Source organism: Actinomyces sp. Z16, from assembly GCF_003111765.1.
Classification (GTDB): Bacteria; Actinomycetota; Actinomycetes; order Actinomycetales; family Actinomycetaceae; genus Actinomyces; species Actinomyces glycerinitolerans.
Genome location: NZ_CP027862.1, coordinates 291,536 through 309,595, shown reverse-complemented (window position 1 = coordinate 309,595; position 18,060 = coordinate 291,536). Strand labels below are relative to the sequence as shown.

The window sequence follows — 18,060 nt, the reverse complement described above, 5'->3', positions numbered from 1 at the left end:
ACCAACGGCGCTAACCTCACCCCATGACCGCTTCGACGCCCACGACCCGTGCCCTGATGGCGCGCGCCGAAAGCATGCGTCGAATGCAGATGCGCTGACAGCGCCAGCCGTCGCTGTTTACACGAGTAACGGTCAGAGTCCGAGCCGCCTGCGGGCGCTCGTTGCACTCCGCGGCCGTCGACTATGTCGGCCCGCGTTCAAACCCCGGTAATCCTCCATTCACCGCCGCCACCGGCCTGTGCACACCGCGTCCACTCCACCTCCCCGAGGTCGGTTGAAGTTACGTGCCCGGGTCGGCCGACGTGACGGCAGCCCCAAGCCCTACAGGAAGCACCATGACCACCTACGCCCCCGCCGTCGTGACCGGCACCGACGCCGTATCCGAACCGCCAAAGCACCCATCCGCTCCGGAGCGCCAGACTCCGGCCGCCAACTCGCCCACAGCCGTGGTCTCATTGCCGGCCGACGCCGCCGCGACTTCCGCCGTCGTCCCCGATGCCTCCGGCCTCGCCCCGCACGCCTCCGCCTCCCCCTTCGACGTGGTCCACGACCGCGCCGGCACCGCGAGCCTGAAGTGGGACTTCGCCGCCGAGCGTGGCCGCCCCAGCGCCGTCCTGCCGCTGTGGGTGGCGGACATGGACCATCCCACGGCGCCCTGCGTGGTCAACGCCCTGCTGTGGCGGGTGCGGCACGGCATCTTCGGCTACACCGAGCCCGACGCCGCCTACAACGCCACTCTGGCCGCCTGGTTCGCCCGCCGCTACGACTGGCGCATCGACCCGGCCTGGAACGTCGTCACCCCGGGTGTCGTGCCCGCGCTGGCGACGGCGGTGCGCGCCCTGACCGAGCCGGGCGGCGCCGTCGTCATTGAGGAGCCCGTCTACTACCCGTTCCGGGAGGTGGTCGAGCAGCAGGGGCGCGTGGTCGCCCCGGCCCCGCTGGTGCGCGGCGCCGACGGCGTGTACCGGCGCGACCTGGACGCGCTGGAGGCCGTGCTCACGAGCACCGGCGCCCGCCTTCTGCTCCTGTGCAACCCGCACAACCCGGTGGGCCGAGTGTGGTCCCGCGCCGAACTGACGGGGCTGGCCGAGGTGGCCGAACGCCACGACGTGCTCGTGGTCTCCGACGAGGTGCACGCCGACCTCGCCCTGCCCGGGTACCGCACCACCCCCTTCGCCTCCCTGTCCGCCGATGCCGCCGCCCGCACCATCACCTGCACCTCGCCGTCGAAGTCCTTCAACCTGGCCGGGCTGCAGGTGGCCAACATCCTCATCGCCGATCCCGACCTGCGCGCCCGCTTCCGCTCGGCCCTTGGCGCCGCCGGCTACTCCCAGCCGAATGTGTTGGGACTGACGGCCTGCCAGGCGGCCTACAAGTCCGGCGACGCCTGGCTCGACGCCCTGCGCCGCCATATCGAGTACGCGCGCAGACACGTCATCCGCCGCCTGGAGCGGGTGCCCGGCGTCGAAGTCTCGCCATGCGAGGGCACCTATCTGCTGTGGCTGGACTGCACGGGTCTGCTGGAGGCCACGGGCCTGGCGGCGGAGGAGCTGGACGGTTTCATCACCGATCAGGCCGGCCTGTGGCTCGACGACGGCGCCCTGTTCGGCACCGGCGGTGCCGGCTTCACCCGGCTGAATATCGCCTGCCCGCGCGCAACGCTGGACGAGGCGCTGGATCGCCTGGAGATCGCCGTGCACGGTCTGCTCGCCCGACGTGCGGACTGACCCGCCGCCCCCACTCACCGAGATCGGTAGAAGTTACGTACCGAGATCGGTCGAAAAGGCTCGCTGAGACCGCCACGAGCACCTCACCCAAACCGGTCATCCCCCCATATACAGCCAGAAAGCACTCATGAGCATTTCCGAATCTGCCGTAGCCGTCGCCGACTCCGCCGTCGACCATTCCGGGTGTCGCACCGCGCCGATCCAGCACCACCCCACGTGGTCGGACTCCCCCAGCCCCTGGCGGCTCGACACCGTGCTGGCGCATGCGGGGACCGGCACCGACCCGGTCACCGGCGCCATTACGACGCCGATCCACCTGTCGACCGCCTTCGGGCATCCGGGCCTGGGCGCCTCCACCGGCTACGACTACACGCGCACCGCCTCCCCCACCCGCGACGTCCTGCAGGACGCCCTGGCACGGCTCGACGGCGGGGCGGCGGGCTTCGCCCTGGCCTCCGGCATGGCGGCGGTGCAGCTGACGGTCACCACGCTGGCGCCGTACGGCTCGCGGATCGTCGCCCTGGAGGACCTATACGGCGGCACCTACCGGTACCTGAAATGTCTGGCCGACGACGGCGCCTACGAGGTGGACTTCGTGGTCGGCGAGGCCGGCCTGCGGGAGGCGCTGCGGCGGCCGGCCGCGCTGGTGCTGATTGAGACACCCACCAACCCGATGATGACCGAGCTGGACATTGCGCGGGTGGCCGACTGGGCGCATGCGGCGGGGGCACTGCTGGCGGTCGACAACACCTTCTACACGCCGGTGATCTGCCGGCCGTTGGAGTTGGGTGCGGACGTGGCCGTGTACTCGGCCACGAAGTACCTGGCCGGGCACAACGACGTCATGGCGGGCGCCGTCGTCGTGAAAGACCCGGCGCTGGGCGAGCGGCTCCAGTATCAGTCGAACACGACCGGGACGACGCTGGGCCCCTTCGACGCGTTCCTGCTGCTGCGCGGACTGAAGACGCTGTCGCTGCGCATGGAGCGCCACGAGACCAACGCCCGGAAGGTGGCCGACTTCCTGCGCGCCGACACGAGGGTGACGCGGGTGCTGTATCCGGGACGCTCGGGCATGGTGTCCTTCGAGCTGGCCGACGGCGTCGACGTGGCCGCATTTCTGGCGGCGGTGCGCGTGTTCACCTTCGCCGAGTCACTCGGCGGGGTGGAGTCGCTGGTGACGTGCCCGAGCGTGCAGACGCATGCGGACGTGCCGCCGGCCACCCGCGCCGCCTACGGGCTGACGGACCGGCTGCTGCGGCTGAGCGTCGGCATCGAGGACGCCGAGGATCTGGTGGCCGACCTGCGGCAGGCGCTGGATCGGGCGGGCGCGACGGCGTGAGTAGAGCAGCGAGGGCACTGACGGACGCACCAAGTGCGGCCGAGGCCACAGGCTTGTTTGGTAACGGGTTAGCAACACGGCCGGGTAGGCTGTCGTCATGGATTCCAGCACAGGTCCGAGCTTCCCGATGTCGGCCACAGCAGTATTGGCACAGAGGAAGCAAAGACAACGGGAGGCCGCCGCGGTTACGGCCACCGAGCAGTATCTGCCCCCGAGTCGTGGGCGCCATGCCGCCGACCGGCCAGATCGACGGCCCTCGCGTGGCGGCCGGGCACCACGCGGCAAGAAGCCCGTTATACCGCCCGTGCTCTACCTGCCCTCGACCGGCGCGCCGAACACCTACGGCGCCGAGATCGAGTTGCGCAAGACGAATGACGGGCGCATGGCACTGCTGGCCTACACGGCGCTGGATCGCCTGGCGGACTGCATGGGGCCACACCAGCCCTGGGTGCTGTACCCGACCGAGAGACTGGGTGATCTGGAAGTCGTGGAGCACTACGACGTCATCTACCTGGACTTGCCGGTGCCAAAGGAGCTCTGGCGCACGGCGGTGAACACGGATCGGAGGTCGGCGCAATGAGCGAAGAGTTCCGGTTCGAGTACGACTCCGCGATCGACATTGCGGCAAGGTTTGCAACTGCCCAGGACGACCTGGAGGCCAACGCGCCGACCATGCCCTACTCGGTGGACGCCGGAGACGGCAGCACGTACATCACCAGCATGATCTCCCAGCTCGCGCAGGACGCCGGCACGCTGGCTTTGGCTGCTGAACTCGGCTACACCAACATGAAGAGCGCCATCAACCTGGTTTCCGGTGCCGACGACGACGTCGCACAGACCTTCCGCGACATGGAGGAGGACATGCCATGAGCACGGGTTTCCCTGTCGATAACGGAGACGGAGTCTGCACCGCCCAGATCGACACCACGATCCCCGGGAGTGTGGAGTCGGTCGACAGCTCCGCCGACTGGCTAAAGCTGCTGCAGGACGGGTTCTGTGACGCGCGCACCATGTTCAGCAACGCTGCCACGCTCACCAACGCAGACCTGTCGGGAGAGCTTGCTAGCGCGGTGGTTGCGTATTCGAACGACCTGTATGACGCCTGCGGCAATGCCTACGATCGCGCGAAGAACGCTGTAGACGTCATTAGGTCCTTCGCCGACCAGCTGGGTTGGCGCAAGGATGACATGGCCGAGCACCGCGAGACCGCGATAGCAGGAGGTCTGACAGTCGTAGGCAACGTCATTGTGGCACCGACCCCGGTGTCCAAGCCCGCCGACCTGGGAGATGGCGCCACCGCAGCCGAGAAGCAGGAGTGGACGACCGCGAACGACGCCTACGAGGACTATCAGACCAAGAAGGCCCTCTTCGACGAGGTCAGCGAGGACGTCCAGGACACCTTTGACGAACTCGACGACTGGATCACCGAGCACCTCGTCACCGCAGAGTCCGACGCATTGGACAACGTCCTCATGGACGGGGTCAAGGAGATGGTGGAGAACGCCATCGGCGAAGGATTCGAAGCAGGAACGCAAAACGTCTACTACAACAAGGCCACCGCGCTGTACGACGCCGCCGTCGCAGCGGCGACCGCGAAGGCGATCGAGCGCTCAGGCAACCCCGCTGTCAGATCCGGCAACAAGCCGCCGAATCAGGACACTGTAGACAGGAACCTGAACCGTTCCCCTAAAGCTGACACCGCCGAACAAGTAGCCAAAACCGGGAAGAAAGTAGCAAAAGGCGTTGGTACCTCGATAACCCTCGGATTCATTGGCATTGAGCTCGCAACAGGGGATTCTCCGTCCGAGGTCCTGGTGCCAGCCGCAGCTTCGGCAGCAACGGCGGTCGCCATAGCGGGAGCACCAGTGTGGGCAACCGTGTTCGTGACAGGGTCCGTAGCAGTAGGCGTAGGTTATCTCTATCAGAACTATGTACCATTGGAAATACGCGGAAAGATAGACGAGGGCCTTAATGACATGTGGGACTGGGGTGCAGACCGTGTGGATGACGCGACCGACTGGGCCTCCAACCAATGGAATCGGATCTTTGGATGAGTTCGGATAGTCATATGTCCCGTTGGAGGGAACGCCGGAAGTATCCGCGCGTTACCACCTGCCACCAGGCAGATATCGACCGTTCGAAATCTCCTTGGTGGGAGGCACTATTAGCGGGTGGAACACTGCTCCTTGCCTGGATGCTGGCAACGTTGGTAGGCAACACCTCTTGCGCAGTCGTTTTCGGGCTAGCCGCGACAGGCTTTGCAATACATATTCCGGTTGCGGTGGATCATCTTGGGGCTTTGCGACGTGTGCGTGAGTACTGGCGGCACGCCGAGGGCGCCACGCTGTTCTTCCCCGACCGGAGCATCGCCATAGCCGAGTACGCGTTCTTCGCCCTGGTGTTCCTCGCCGGCCTGCTCGGCATCGGCCTGGTGTGGTTCGTGCGGCTCACCCAGACACCGATCGGCTCCACCATGCGCGGAACCGTATTCCTCTCCTCCATTACGGTCGGCTTGGCCACCGCGTCCTGGCGTAAGACACCGTTCACCCTGCGCCACGGTCCGGCACTGGCCCTCACTCATGACGGCATCCACATCTGGCCCGGCACCCGCCATAGCACATACGTGTCATGGGAAAGCCGGCCCGAAGTCACCGAAGTAGTCGCCTACCGACTACTCCTAACCACCACCGCCAACGCCGTCATCAAAAGCCAGACAGGAACCTACGAGTTCCCCATGGGCAGCCTCCCCATGGAATACGTCCAGCTGCGCCGTGTCATCGAGTTCTACAGCGGCCACCGCCGCCTCCGCCACGAACTCGCCAAACCCGAAGGCCTCGAACGCGTCAAATCCCTTATGCAACACACCGTCCAGGAAGTCGAACAGCAACTACCCCCACCGACACCCAGACGCCCACGCAGACACCGCAAGTGAATCGATGTGCCATATGACTCCAGCTTCACATCAGCCAACGCGTTGCCAGGGGAAACGGGAGCCGTTATGAGCTGGCTGTACATAGTGCGTCATCGCGCAGAACGCGCAACAGAGGAAGCACGCACGAAGATCGTCAGCTGTGATGACGCCGATGACGTCTACGGTAAGGGCCTCCGTTCCACGCTGGCCATCACACTGCTCTACATCCTTAGCGCCTGGTTCTTCTTCGCGGTCTCCGCAATCGCACTCGGCGTGGTCTTCACCGCCCTGGCGGTCTCCTCCGCAATGGCCGCTGCACAGCTGGAGGGCAAGTCAATGCTGCGCCGCAGTGCGTACGAGCACTGGTACCGGGACGACTCCGGCATCGTGATCAGGCCCTCGTGGCGCCTGCTCGCCTACGACTGGTTCGCAACCACAATCTCGATTGTCGGCATCGGCGTCGGTGTGGTATTGCCGTGGTTCGTCCCCCAGGAACGGATCGGCGGAGTCGGCAGCAGCGCCGTCGCACTGGTGATACTTCGGGCAGTGATCTCCGGACTGAGTCGGAGGCCGTTCGGGATGCCCACCGGCCCCGCCATCATCCTGAACTACGAGGGCGTACACCTATGGCCGGGGCAACGCTACGAAGCCTGGATCCCCTGGAAGGAACGCCCGCGGGAGGCGGGCGTGCAGAACGGGGCACTACTCATAACCACGCGCAGACGAAGCACCATCGTCTTCCCCATTAGCTACCTGTACCCCGGCTGCACCCAGATCGGCCGCGTCCTGGAGTTCTACAGCACCCACGCGCCCCTCCGCCAAGAACTCGCCAAACCCGAAGGACTCAAACGCGTCCGCTCCCTCATGCAACACCCCATCTGGGAAATAGAAGCAGAGCTTTCCCGACAGACGCCTGATCGGCCACGCCGCCACCGAAAATGAATCACGCGCCGAGCCATCCCGGCTGGCAGCCAGATCAACCGACCTCGGCACGTAAGATCAGCCGACCTCGGCGGGGAGGGGCGGGGAGAGTTGGTCGGGAGGGCTACCAGCTGACCGGCACCGGGGCGCCCTCGCGGTAGCCGGAGGCCGACTGGATGCCGACGATCGCGCGCTCGCGGAACTCCGGGATGGAGGCCGCGCCGGCGTAGGTGAAGGAGCTGCGCACGCCCGCCACGATGGAGTCGATCAGGTCCTCCACGCCGGGGCGCTCGGGGTCCAGGTACATGCGGCCGGCGCTGATGCCCTCCTCGAACAGCCCCTTGCGGGCGCGGTCGAAGGCGTCCTCCCCCTCGGTGCGGTCCGCCACCGCCCGGGCCGAGGCCATGCCGAAGCTCTCCTTGTAGGCGCGCCCGTCGGCGTCGTACTGCAGGTCACCCGGGGACTCGTGGGTGCCGGCGAACCAGGAGCCGATCATCACGTTGGAGGCGCCCGCCGCGAGCGCCAGGGCGACGTCGCGCGGGTGGCGCACCCCGCCGTCGGCCCACACGTGCGCGCCCAGGCACGCCGCCTCCCGGCTGCACTCCAGGACGGCGGAGAACTGGGGGCGGCCCACGCCGGTCTGCATGCGGGTGGTGCACATGGCGCCCGGCCCCACCCCCACCTTGACGATGGAGGCGCCGGCGTCGACCAGGTCGCGCACGCCGGCCGCGGTGACCACGTTGCCGGCGACGATCGGGAAGCCGTCGGGCAGGGCGGCGCGCACGGCCCGGACCACCTCCACCATGCGGTCCTGGTGCCCGTGGGCGGTGTCGACGACGATCACGTCCACCCCGGCCGCCACGAGTTCGACCACGCGGCGGGCCGGGTCGCCGTTCATGCCGATGGCGGCACCCACGCGCAGGTGGCCGGCGGCGTCGACGGCGGGCCGGTAGATGGTGGAGCGCACGGCCCCGGAGCGGGTGAGCAGGCCGACCAGGCCGCCGTCGGCCCCCACCACCGGCGCCAGGGTGCGGCGGGCGGCCTTGAGCCGATCGAAGGCATCGCGCGGGTCGATCCCCTCCGGCAGAGTGACCAGTTCGGTGCTCATCACCCGCCGCACCTGGGTGAAGCGGTCGACGCCGCTCACGTCACGCATGTCCACCATGCCGATCGGGACGTTGGTTTCGCCGTCGACGACGACGGCGGCCCCGTGGGCGCGCTTGGGGATCAGGCCGAGGGCGTAGCCGCAGGTGTGGTGCGGCTTGACCGTCACCGGGGTGTCGTAGACGAGGTGGGAGGCCTTGACCTGGGCGACCGTGTCGATGACGACGTCGGCGGGAATGTCCTGCGGGATGATAGCGATGCCGCCGCGGCGGGCGACGGTCTCCGCCATGCGCTTGCCGGCCACGGCGGTCATGTTGGACACCACCAGCGGGATGGTGGTGCCGCTGGCGTCGTCGGTGGTCAGATCCACGCCCGTGCGTGAACCCACGGCGGAGCGGGAGGGGACCATGAATACGTCGTCGTACGTCAGGTCGAAGGTGGGCTGCATGCCGTTGAGGAACTTCACTTAAGGATTCTACGGCGCAGCCCGGCCCGTGAGCGTGCCCGCGGGTGGCGAACGGCCCCTCACGGCCGCCTCGTCGCGAGCAACGAGGGGGTGAGGGGCCGTTACCGCGCGGACCGGATGGTCGGCCGCGCGGGCCGGTCAGGCGTTCTGCTCGGGGTCCTTGCCGAGCAGGAAGGCGTAGCTGAAGCCGGCGATGGCCGCGCCCAGGAGCGGGGCGACGATGAACAGCCACAGCTGCCCGGGGGCGCCGTTGCCGGCCTCGAAGGCGACGGCGATGGAGCGGGCCGGGTTGACGGAGGCGTTGGTGACCGGGATGGAGACCAGCAGGATGAGCGTCAGGGTGGAGCCGATGGCCAGCGGGGCGAAGCCCTTGGGGGCGCGGGAGTCGGTCGAGCCGAGGATGACGATCAGGAAGATGGCGGTCATGACCAGCTCGCAGATGAAGCCGGCGGCCATTGAGTAGCCGTGCGGGGAGTGCGCGCCGTAACCGTTGGCGGCGAACCCGTTGGCGGCCACGTCGAAGCTGTCGGAGCCGGAGGCGATGGCGTACAGCACGCCGCCGCCCACCAGGCCGGCGACGATCTGGATGCACCAGTAGGGCAGGACGTCCTTCCAGGCGAAGCGGCCGGCGACGGCCAGGCCCAGGGTGACGGCGGGGTTGAAATGGCCGCCCGAGACGGCGCCGACGGCGTAGGCCATGGTGGTCACGGCCAGGCCGAAGGCGAGGGCCACGCCGAGGTAGCCGATGCCGACGGGGAAGTCGGAGTCGGTGATGGCGGTGGCGGCGAGGACGGCGGAGCCGCAGCCGGCGAAGACGAGCCAGAACGTACCGAGGAACTCGGCGCCCAGACGCTTGGACAGGGGAGCCATTGATGGCCTTTCGTTGTTCGAATGCTGGATTCAGGCGGATCCGGCAATGTGGATGGGACAGGGACTACACAGGGATAGCCAGGGACATGGAAAACGCCCCGCAGCACCGACTGTTCAGCCGATGACGGGGCGTCAGTGCGCCAGAAGGGACTCGAACCCCCAACCTTCTGATCCGTAGTCAGATGCTCTATCCATTGAGCTACTGGCGCAATCCGGTTCGGACAACCCGGAACATTACTCGGCGATCCGGGAGGCCACAAATCCTCGGGCCGTGAGCCTGGGCACAGCCGCGGCCGACCAGCCACGCTCGCAGTCGGCGGGGGGTATCGCGCCCCGCCGGAGGCGACTGAGAGGGGCGGGCGACTCCCACGGCCGCGGCGCCGTCGGCGGGCGTGGCGATGGCCGGGGCGTTCACTGCTCGCGACTTCGGCGTAATGCCGCGGCCCACTGAAGGCAGCGCGATTTGACCTCTTCGAGCTGTTCCGGAGTGACACCGTACCGGCGGACATCCAACGGCGTCACACGATTGACCGCTTCCAGCTGACGAGCAAACATGTCGATGTCGAAGCCAGGATCACGCTCGGCCGCGGCGTCCACGAGCACGCCGTCGGCAAACTCCCCCGACCTGCGGATGCCGTCAACGTCAAGAAAATCACGCGGTTCGCCCCGGGAATACAGGGCGTCGATCTTACTGGCCACCGCGTCCCTCAGGCTGAGCACAGGTCCGATGGCGAAGGGCACGGGATCGTTCTCTCTCCAATCCACCCCCAGATCAAGTTCAACTTGCGCCCCGCCGTGAACGCTAACCTGTAACCTTGCGAACTGCGGTGACCGACGGACCTCGTCAACGCCGTAGCCACGCCTGTGTAACTCACCCACGACCTGCTTTACAGCTCGGTCGAACTCCACTGGGTCCTGCATCGTCGTGAACAGGTCAACATCCTCTGTCGGCCGCTCGATCACCCCGTGCTCACGAATGGCACCAGAGCCCGCCAGCACGAAGCCAGCCCCGGCTAGCGTGGTCAAAGCAATATGCGCGACTTCCCGCTGCACGTCCCGCTCTACGCTCATGCGCTCTTCCCACCTCCGAGCTGCGGGAACCGAACCTCCCAGAGCTCGCGTGCACGCCTAGGCAGCAGCAGTTCCGACCAAACCGACACGAGCCGATCCCGGTTGAGGATGGCAACCTGATCGGCAACAGTTCCCTCGGCTATGGCAACCCGGTAGGCCAGGTTCACGCCGCCGTCCTCATCTAAGTCCACATGACCGCCGCCGGGCGCCCATAGCAGAGCGTGAGGCAAGTCGATGCTGCCGCTTGCCGGCCCGCGCAGATCATCCAAGCTGTCGGGAACCGCATAGGGCTTGACGTCACCAAAAAGCACGCGGCGTGACGACCCAGAAGCACCGCGCGCTTCGATGTGCGTGGTCCTGCTCATCACACCCCCGTTCCGAGGCACCCGTATGGGCACGGGCGGTGGCGGAGATGGGGAGATTCGAACTCCCGAGGGGTTTTATCCCCAACCTTCTTAGCAGGAAGGCGCACTAGGCCACTATGCGACATCTCCAGTTGCCGGATCGGCCCAATGAGCCTACCCCAGCGCACGCGCAGAGGCAACGACCCGCCGTGGAGCCCCGCGGAGCGCCGTCGGCGACGGATTACCCACGCCCGTGGCGGAGAGGGAGGGATTCGAACCCCCGGTGCGCTAGGCGCACAGCGGTTTTCAAGACCGCCACATTCGGCCGCTCTGTCACCTCTCCAGGCCCGAAGACACAGATCCCGGGCAGCGCACACATGCTAACACTCGCCGCCGCGCGCACCGCAGGCCGCCGGGAGCGTTCCCCCTGTCACCCGCGCCCGAACAGGCCACGACGGCGCGCCTGGCCGCGCTGCTGGTCCGGGGCCGGGGCGGGCCGGTCGGGGCGGTCCAGGAGGCCCTCGCTCAGCGCCTGCCCCACCGTCGGCCACACCGGCATGCGGGCGGCCAGCGTCATCTGCAGGGCGTGGTAGATGTCCGGGTGGCCCTCCCAGGTGCGGGTCGACAGCTCGTTGGCCTGATTCAGCTCGTGGGTCCACACACCCGGAGCCTCGATGAGGAACTCCTCGGCGTAGTCGATCCAGGAGCGGTAGCAGTGCTCGTAGTGCTCGACATCGATCTCACCGCGACCGTCGTCCAGCAGCGCCTGCCGGATGGCGGCGGCGGCCGACACGCCCTCGCACACCACCCAGTGCATGCGCTCGTGCACGATCGGGTTGCCGTCGAAGTCGGTCGTGTAGACGAAGCCGGGGCCGCCGTCGACCCGCCAGCCGTCGGTGCGAGCCCGGTCGAACAACTGCTCGGCGGCCTCCAGCATCCAGTCGGGCGTGGGCAGGGAGCGAGCCACCAGCGCCGCGCGGGCCTGCACGGTCAGGCGCGACCACTCCAGGCCGTGACCGGGGGTGACGCCGTAGGGGCGGAAGGGGTGGGCAGGGGCGTCGCGGTTGTAGTCCAGGAGCGGGTGCCACTTGGTGTCGTAGTGCTCGGGCAGGCGCCAGTCGTGGGCACGCGCCTGAACGTTGACGGCGAAGTCGATGATCTGCACGGCGCGGGTCAGCCAGGTGACGTCCCCGGTGACGTCGGCGGTGGCGAGGTAGGCCTCCACCGTGTGCATGGCGGCGTTGATGCCGCGGTAGTTCTCGGGGTCGGTGAAGTCAGCGGCGTAGGACTCGATGGGCAGCCCGTAGGTGTCATCCCACCAGTAGCGGTTCTGCACCTCCATGGCGTCCAACAGCAGCTCGTGTGCACCGGGCCGGTTGGCGGCCGTCGCGGTGGCGGCGGCCAGCAGCACGAAGGCGTGCTGGTAGCACTCCTTGCGGGCGTCGGCGTCGACCGGGATGCCGTGGCCGTCGTCGTCGAGTTCGTGGCGGACAGCGGAGTACCAGCCGCCATGCTCGTAGTCGCGCATGACCCTGCTCAGGGCGCGCACGCCGTGGTCGGCGTAGCGGCGGCAGCCGGGGATGCCCAGCAGGGCGCCCAGGGAAAAGGCGAAGGTCATGCGGCCGGTGATCCACAACTCGACGGGGTGGCTGGTGTCGACGATGCCGTCGGTGCCGATCCAGCCGAAGCCGGCGGGCACCTTGGCCGCCCGCGCGTAGCGCAGTAGTGCATGTGTCTCCTCGGCCAGCCAGCGGTTGTGCTCGGGGGCGCCGAACCATCCCAGTCCCATGAGTCCTCCTCGACCCGTACTCGCTTCCCGGCCTCACTCGCGCCGGGACACCCCGAACGTTAGCAGCCGGCGCCCGGAGTATGCACCGGTCGGGCCGGTGCTTAGAGCACCTGAGAAGCGGTCTCGAAGTCGTGGCGGCCGGCCCGCGGGTGGAACGCGTCGGCGTCACCGTGCCCCACGCAGACGACGGCGATGGTCTGCCAGGGGCGGTCGGCGTGGAATTCGGCGTCGATGCCGGGCAGGTCGGCGCCGGTCATGACGCCGACGTCGAGGCCCTCGGCGCGTAGGGCGAGCACGAGGTAGCCGAGCTGAATCAGGGCAGAGTCGCGGGCGAGTCCCTGGCGCATCTCCAGGGAGCCGGCCAGGCGCTCGAGCATCTGCTCGGACGCGCCGAGCTCGCGCATGGACTGGTCCAGGGCGAGGTCGGCGGAGACGATCAGCACCAGCGGCGCACCGAGGACCGGCTCCTGGTTGATCCCGGACATCAGTGGGGCGAGCCGCTGGCGGGCCTCCGGGGAGGCGAGCAGGTCCAGGCGCATGGGCTGGGAGTTGAGGGCGGTGGGCGCCCAGCGCGCGTTGTCGTAGGCGCGGCGCACCTGCTCGATCGGGGCCGGCTCGTCCCGGAACGAGCGGGCCGTGTGGGCGTCGGTGAAGAGGACTGCAAGAGCGTCGTCGGAGACGGCGGTGTCGTGACTGCTCATACAGGCGGCAACTGACCTGGTGCGGGGATTATTCCGCGGATGTTGATTACGGGGAAGCTCGGCTGCCCCAACGACGGCATCCTACTGCCCGGCCGAGGCTTGCAGGCTTCACCTGACGTCTCATGGTTGTTTGGTTGGTTGGGTGTTGAGAGTTTGGATCTCAGCCACGGGGATGGTGGTGGTCGTGGAGGTGGTGTGGGTGTCCATCGATCCCGAAGCGCCGTCGGTGGCGGTGTAGGTGATCGCGTAGGACACTTTGATGTCTACCGGAGTCACACCGTCCTTGAAGTGCGCGCTGGACCGGTTGAACACGATCTTGCAGTCGGTGCCCTTGGCGTCGTTCTCTTCAGTCCAGGGGATGCCGAAGCCGGTGCACTTGGCGGTGCCGTCTTTGGGCTGGAGCGTCAACCACTTCGCGGTCGCCGTGATCGTGGCGGTCGTCGACCCCGCCGTAGCCGTCACCTGCACCTCCTTGGGGGTATCACCCGTCGCCCACACCCAGGTATCCATGCCCACAATCGTGGCCCCCACATCCCCAACCATCGGGTTATACGAAATCGTCGCAGTAGGGATCGTCACCGCATCCCACGCCGCCTGAGCCAACGTCGCCCCATCCACCTCCGGGGCGGGAGCAGACTCGCCGGCAGGCACATACACAGGACCATTCGAGGTGAACTGCCCGAACAGCTTCTGGTACTCCATCGGATCGTCACCGTTGTAGTACGTCCAATCGCACCACGGCCTATACCAGTAACCCTCCTCATCGTCCGCATACGACTCATAGTCCGGATATTGATCCCTCAGGTACGGCATCACATAACCCCAGTTGCCATGCACTGAAGATTCTTTCTCCGCCTGCCCGGAGTCAATCCACTCGGCGACCTCCGCACCCGTCCGATCCGGCTCATACCAGCACACCGGATGCACCGTGGCCGCCACCGACTGCGACCACGCCGAAGCACCACCGCCAGAACCAGCCGACCCATCCGCCGCAGCAGATGTGGACGTCGCTGTGACCGTCATCGTCACCGAACCATCCCCACCCTGCACAACCGAACCAGACGACGAACCAGAACCAGAATCCCAGTTGTGGTTCTCATGCGCCCAGGCAAAGGATTCGACGCCCGTCACACCTACGAGCGACAGCAACAGAGCAAGTACAACTACTAATATTAGCTTAATCGGCCTCATTGGTCACGCCGTACACTTATTAGTCGAACGCAAAAACTCTTCTGATTCCTTCCAGACTCCATCCTCGTAGGTCATAGTGACAAGAATTTCGTAACGACCTTGAAGAGTCTCTGGATTGCTGACATCATTGCCGGCCGCATCATAGTCAACTAGATCCGACTGATCGTCACACACGAGAACCTGCGCCTTATATGGAGCCACGGCGAACACCTCAATTACGGATGTCTTAACGGTTCCGTCCGTGTACCCATCACCGGCCGCTTCCAGATTATCCCTTAGGTTCTGGTAGGTTTCTGCGGTCATGAGGGGTTCGGCGTTTTCTACGCCGGTGCGGGTGAACCAGATGTTCCAGGTGACCTGGTCGTAGTTGATGAAGGCCTTGAGGACCTCGGTCTGCTGATCATCCAGGTCCTCGGGTATGGAGGTAACCACGTAGCGGTCGGTGGACAGCGACTCCGCCGTCACCACACCAGCAGCCTCCGCAGAAGCCGCAGCCGACGCAGACGCCTCAGCCGCAGCCGCCGACTCCGACGCCTCCGCCGACGCGGCAGCCTCCGGATCGTAGGTAGGGATACCCAGGGGGTTGTCGTCCGACTCAGACGAGCACGCCACCAGAGGCGCACACGCCAGAAGCAGCGCCGCCGCTCCCGCGGCGGTGCGGCGTAGCCCGGCTGAACCAGTCGGGAGACTCGGGAAACGAGCCATGAGCAACTCCTCGGGGTAAGAGTACGTTATCGGGACGTCATACAGTCTCACACGACCCCAGGTCACACGCAAGCAACAGCAACTGCCAGGACTGCCGGACATACGAGAAGCGGCACCAATGTCAACCACACGTGACAGCCGCACCCAACGCCCTCGCCCCGTAGTCGTCCGCCAGCGCCCGCCTTCCGCTGGGGCCACCCTGGCGCTGGTGGACGACTACCGACCAGTCTTCTTGTGACGGGGGCGTTACGTTTAGGGTAAGTTGACTCCATCGTTACCGGGGCGTCCCGCCCCTCCCGAACCGCCACCCCTCCGAGGACCGAGATCGCGATGCCCACCACTTATTACTACGAGGATGACTCTACTGATAACGACGGCGACAGCACTCTCATGGTGAACAACCCCAAGCTGGAGGCGATCCAGGACGTTAAGGAGCAGGCAACCCGGTCGCAAAGCGGCCTGGCCGAGTGGACTCCGCCCCCAACAACCCAAGGTGGAGTCCAGATAACCGGGTACCTGGGAATACCACAGTCACTGGGCCTGTCCGACGACGTGTGGACCTCACCGTTGGCCGACGACTACCGCACCGCCATCGACTCGGCCCAGACTGGCGCGGAGGAAGCGATTTCACAGATTGTCAACGACCTCACAGATGCGGAGAACGCCATCTACAATACCGGACAAGATCAGGTTCCCGCCGACTCCGAACAGGCCAGATGGCCCAACATCTGACCCCGTTCCCAACCCGCCCCGAAACCCCCGGAGACTAGAAGCGAAGCCATGGCCTACATCAAGATCGACACCGATGCCATGCAAACCGTAATCAACAACATCAACGACTACGCAAACGCCGCAGACGGCGCTCGCCGCGCAATACGTCGTAGCAGCGAGTACCACTACGATCCGGTGGAGTCGGTTGTCACCGACACCGAACCGCTCCCCGACCTGCTCAATCCCGCACCCGGGAACACCACTATATCGGCAAACGTCGCCAGACTGCGCGAAGTGGCATACCAGTTGCGATCCCGCCGTCAGGAAGCCATCGACATCAACGAGTCGGGTATCACCATGACCAACCCCGACGGCACCCTGTCCTACTACCTACCCGACCCACCCCCAGGCACCACCGACGAAGCCGCCTACTGGCGCAACATGGACACCGCCGCCAACGTCCACGCCTACAACACCGGCGCGGCAGAAGCGGCTAAGGCCGACACCGTTGCACTTGATCAAGCTCTCGGCAGCTTGGACGGAACCGCCAAGGATGGCCGTACGGTCGAGCAGATCCTCAACGAGATTGCCAAGCACCGTGATATCCCCGCCTACGGGGCGTCCTTCACCGATCAGTACACCGCTGAAGAGTATCTGCAACTCGTCTATGCGCTGGACGGCCACTACCAGGTTAGCTATGACGGGGATGACGGTGGCGAACAGTTCAGCAAGTCGGTGGAGACTCTTTCTCACATACTTGCCGCCGCCAGCCAGGATCAGGTCGGCGGAGCCGACCTCGCCGCTGGTTTCGCCGACGCAGTGAACCCGGATATCAGCCAGCGGCAGCTCGAATCTCCGATGACGGCGCTCAACGCACTGTTGTCAGTACCGGATACCGCATACGGCACAGGGTTCCTTGGCGCGCTCGCTGAAAATCTTGAGGATATCGATCCCACCTCGGTTCCCGCCTCCGGACCTCCGCCGTTCGCGAACGGCGAGTTCTATACCGCGGACCCGTTGGCCGGCGTGCTGACCGCCATGGGCTCCAACTCCGAGGCCGCCCTGAAATATCTCACCAGTGATGGCACCAACGACGCCGAGATCGAGAAGCGCTGGGAGATGCTCAGGCAGCGCGATTGGGACTACCACGGTGGTGCCGGTTTGGATGGGTTGAGTGCGGCCACGGCCGCTGCCTCCGCCTACCGGGGAGCCGACGGCGACCCGAACGTGCCCGCACATGCCTCCGAACGTGCCACCTGGATGACCGCGCAGGCCATCCCCTTCTTCGTCGATCATGTCGAGGAAGCCGATTTCACCGCCACTATGAAGCAGAACCTCGCCGTCCTGCTCGGCAACAGCCCCGAAGAGCTCGCCGGCCTGGCGAACGGCGGATCCTTAGAAGTCAATAACGTCTATGGCCTGTCTGGGATGGTCACCGACGCGCAGTTCGAGACCCTCCTGTACCGCGTCATTGATAACGAGAACGCCGCCGGAACCCTGGCCGCGGCAATGGGCCAGTACCACCACAGCCAAATCGACTCCGACATGCCCACGTCCACTGAACCTGAAGAGACTCTTCTCGAAGAGTACCAGAACGCGGCCATGACCATCGGTTATCTTGATGGCATTGCCGAGTTGCGTGCAGGCGACGACAGCGCCGCACAGGCTGATGCCAAGTCCAATATGGGAACCGCACTGAGCGTGTTCTCCACCGTCCTGGGTACCGGAGTCAGCGCCATGACCGGGGGGACCGGCATGGCTGTCGCCGGCCCGCTGCTGTACAGCACCGGCTCCACCGTCGCCAGACCCATCATCGTTGACCAGCTAGCCAAAGGCTGGAACACCCCGGACACTGTCGACGTGGCCGACATCAAAACTGCGCTGCGCGCTCAGGCCTATGTTGATGCCGCACAGTACGGCCTGCTCAGCGACGCCGCCATGGAGGCCGCCGCCACCGGCAACAACGGCCAGCCCTTCTCCTTCTACACCGAGATCGACGGAAATCCCACCATCACCGCCCCCGACCCCATGACCCCCCAAGCAGCCCAGGAGTACATGGACTGGGACGGACTAGCCGCCGACCCCACCATGGGACGCATCAACTCCGAAATGGTCAATAGCACCACAGGCTACGAACAGGGCCAGGGCGCGGAGATCATCAAATGATAGGGGCACGCAATAGGGGCGTCGACCTGATGAGGAGCTTTCTT

At 66.1% G+C, this 18,060-nt stretch carries 17 protein-coding genes and 3 tRNA genes; 9 read left to right on the top strand and 11 right to left on the bottom strand.

The window, feature by feature from the left end; genetic code table 11:
* Positions 1-335: 335 nt before the first annotated feature.
* From C3B71_RS01335 to C3B71_RS01305, 7 genes are all read left to right on the top strand, one after another.
* Complete coding sequence (locus C3B71_RS01335) at positions 336-1,727, top strand: MalY/PatB family protein (RefSeq protein ID WP_108965590.1); 1,392 nt, start codon at positions 336-338, stop codon at positions 1,725-1,727.
* A 127-nt stretch (positions 1,728-1,854) separates the two neighbouring features.
* Complete coding sequence (locus C3B71_RS01330; protein ID WP_108965588.1) at positions 1,855-3,066, top strand: PLP-dependent transferase; 1,212 nt, start codon at positions 1,855-1,857, stop codon at positions 3,064-3,066.
* Between the two features lie 304 nt (positions 3,067-3,370).
* Entirely contained in the window at positions 3,371-3,646 is a 276-nt protein-coding gene (locus C3B71_RS01325; RefSeq protein ID WP_234416020.1) for an SAV_915 family protein, read from the top strand.
* Positions 3,643-3,936 carry a hypothetical protein gene (locus tag C3B71_RS01320; RefSeq protein ID WP_073327906.1) on the top strand — a complete coding sequence of 98 codons (294 nt, stop codon included), beginning with the start codon at positions 3,643-3,645 and terminating at the stop codon, positions 3,934-3,936. The genes C3B71_RS01325 and C3B71_RS01320 overlap by 4 nt, the downstream gene beginning before the upstream one ends.
* A complete protein-coding gene (locus tag C3B71_RS01315; RefSeq protein WP_108965586.1) occupies positions 3,933-5,120 on the top strand; it encodes a hypothetical protein in 1,188 nt (395 codons plus the stop codon). Before C3B71_RS01320 ends, C3B71_RS01315 begins: the two co-directional genes overlap by 4 nt.
* Before the next feature lie 245 nt (positions 5,121-5,365).
* A complete protein-coding gene (locus C3B71_RS01310) occupies positions 5,366-5,998 on the top strand; it encodes a hypothetical protein (RefSeq protein WP_146750764.1) in 633 nt (210 codons plus the stop codon).
* A 66-nt stretch (positions 5,999-6,064) separates the two neighbouring features.
* The gene (locus C3B71_RS01305; RefSeq protein WP_108965582.1) at positions 6,065-6,919 is read left to right on the top strand and encodes a hypothetical protein; all 855 of its coding nucleotides are present in this window, start codon (positions 6,065-6,067) and stop codon (positions 6,917-6,919) included.
* Positions 6,920-7,022: 103 nt separating this feature from the next.
* On the opposite strand, the gene C3B71_RS01300 is transcribed toward C3B71_RS01305, so the two are convergent.
* From C3B71_RS01300 to C3B71_RS01250, 11 genes are all read right to left on the bottom strand, one after another.
* Positions 7,023-8,468: a GuaB1 family IMP dehydrogenase-related protein gene (locus tag C3B71_RS01300; protein ID WP_108965579.1), complete on the bottom strand. Its 1,446-nt coding sequence runs from the start codon at positions 8,466-8,468 to the stop codon at positions 7,023-7,025.
* 138 nt (positions 8,469-8,606) lie between these two features.
* Complete coding sequence (gene aqpZ, locus C3B71_RS01295) at positions 8,607-9,338, bottom strand: aquaporin Z (protein WP_108965577.1); 732 nt, start codon at positions 9,336-9,338, stop codon at positions 8,607-8,609.
* 136 nt (positions 9,339-9,474) lie between these two features.
* Positions 9,475-9,547, bottom strand: a tRNA-Arg gene (locus C3B71_RS01290).
* A 202-nt stretch (positions 9,548-9,749) separates the two neighbouring features.
* Complete coding sequence (locus C3B71_RS01285) at positions 9,750-10,409, bottom strand: nucleotidyl transferase AbiEii/AbiGii toxin family protein (RefSeq protein WP_199912546.1); 660 nt, start codon at positions 10,407-10,409, stop codon at positions 9,750-9,752.
* The gene (locus C3B71_RS01280) at positions 10,406-10,777 is read right to left on the bottom strand and encodes a transcriptional regulator (RefSeq protein ID WP_199912545.1); all 372 of its coding nucleotides are present in this window, start codon (positions 10,775-10,777) and stop codon (positions 10,406-10,408) included. The genes C3B71_RS01285 and C3B71_RS01280 overlap by 4 nt, the downstream gene beginning before the upstream one ends.
* A gap of 36 nt (positions 10,778-10,813) precedes the next feature.
* Positions 10,814-10,903 (bottom strand) — tRNA-Ser (locus C3B71_RS01275).
* A gap of 104 nt (positions 10,904-11,007) precedes the next feature.
* Positions 11,008-11,096, bottom strand: a tRNA-Ser gene (locus C3B71_RS01270).
* 87 nt (positions 11,097-11,183) lie between these two features.
* Complete coding sequence (locus tag C3B71_RS01265) at positions 11,184-12,542, bottom strand: AGE family epimerase/isomerase (RefSeq protein WP_108965575.1); 1,359 nt, start codon at positions 12,540-12,542, stop codon at positions 11,184-11,186.
* Positions 12,543-12,643: 101 nt separating this feature from the next.
* Entirely contained in the window at positions 12,644-13,243 is a 600-nt protein-coding gene (locus C3B71_RS01260; protein WP_108965573.1) for a malonic semialdehyde reductase, read from the bottom strand.
* Positions 13,244-13,363: 120 nt separating this feature from the next.
* The gene (locus C3B71_RS01255; RefSeq protein ID WP_146752437.1) at positions 13,364-14,392 is read right to left on the bottom strand and encodes a hypothetical protein; all 1,029 of its coding nucleotides are present in this window, start codon (positions 14,390-14,392) and stop codon (positions 13,364-13,366) included.
* A gap of 45 nt (positions 14,393-14,437) precedes the next feature.
* Entirely contained in the window at positions 14,438-15,139 is a 702-nt protein-coding gene (locus tag C3B71_RS01250) for a hypothetical protein (protein WP_108965570.1), read from the bottom strand.
* A 330-nt stretch (positions 15,140-15,469) separates the two neighbouring features.
* Here C3B71_RS01250 and C3B71_RS01245 point away from each other — a divergent pair, with 330 nt between their 5' ends.
* Both C3B71_RS01245 and C3B71_RS01240 read left to right on the top strand, forming a co-directional pair.
* A complete protein-coding gene (locus tag C3B71_RS01245; protein ID WP_108965568.1) occupies positions 15,470-15,871 on the top strand; it encodes a hypothetical protein in 402 nt (133 codons plus the stop codon).
* A 48-nt stretch (positions 15,872-15,919) separates the two neighbouring features.
* Positions 15,920-18,016 carry a DUF6571 family protein gene (locus tag C3B71_RS01240; protein ID WP_108965565.1) on the top strand — a complete coding sequence of 699 codons (2,097 nt, stop codon included), beginning with the start codon at positions 15,920-15,922 and terminating at the stop codon, positions 18,014-18,016.
* Positions 18,017-18,060 lie beyond the last annotated feature (44 nt).

What these genes read in the sequence shown, in the direction of transcription:
- C3B71_RS01335 (WP_108965590.1), top strand. Translation starts at nt 336, where the DNA reads ATGACCACCTACGCCCCCGCCGTCGTGACCGGCACCGACGCCGTATCC.
- C3B71_RS01330 (WP_108965588.1), top strand. Translation starts at nt 1,855, where the DNA reads ATGAGCATTTCCGAATCTGCCGTAGCCGTCGCCGACTCCGCCGTCGAC.
- C3B71_RS01320 (WP_073327906.1), top strand. Translation starts at nt 3,643, where the DNA reads ATGAGCGAAGAGTTCCGGTTCGAGTACGACTCCGCGATCGACATTGCG.
- C3B71_RS01315 (WP_108965586.1), top strand. Translation starts at nt 3,933, where the DNA reads ATGAGCACGGGTTTCCCTGTCGATAACGGAGACGGAGTCTGCACCGCC.
- C3B71_RS01305 (WP_108965582.1), top strand. Translation starts at nt 6,065, where the DNA reads ATGAGCTGGCTGTACATAGTGCGTCATCGCGCAGAACGCGCAACAGAG.
- aqpZ (WP_108965577.1), bottom strand. Translation starts at nt 9,338, where the DNA reads ATGGCTCCCCTGTCCAAGCGTCTGGGCGCCGAGTTCCTCGGTACGTTC.
- C3B71_RS01285 (WP_199912546.1), bottom strand. Translation starts at nt 10,409, where the DNA reads ATGAGCGTAGAGCGGGACGTGCAGCGGGAAGTCGCGCATATTGCTTTG.
- C3B71_RS01265 (WP_108965575.1), bottom strand. Translation starts at nt 12,542, where the DNA reads ATGGGACTGGGATGGTTCGGCGCCCCCGAGCACAACCGCTGGCTGGCC.
- C3B71_RS01260 (WP_108965573.1), bottom strand. Translation starts at nt 13,243, where the DNA reads ATGAGCAGTCACGACACCGCCGTCTCCGACGACGCTCTTGCAGTCCTC.
- C3B71_RS01250 (WP_108965570.1), bottom strand. Translation starts at nt 15,139, where the DNA reads ATGGCTCGTTTCCCGAGTCTCCCGACTGGTTCAGCCGGGCTACGCCGC.
- C3B71_RS01245 (WP_108965568.1), top strand. Translation starts at nt 15,470, where the DNA reads ATGCCCACCACTTATTACTACGAGGATGACTCTACTGATAACGACGGC.
- C3B71_RS01240 (WP_108965565.1), top strand. Translation starts at nt 15,920, where the DNA reads ATGGCCTACATCAAGATCGACACCGATGCCATGCAAACCGTAATCAAC.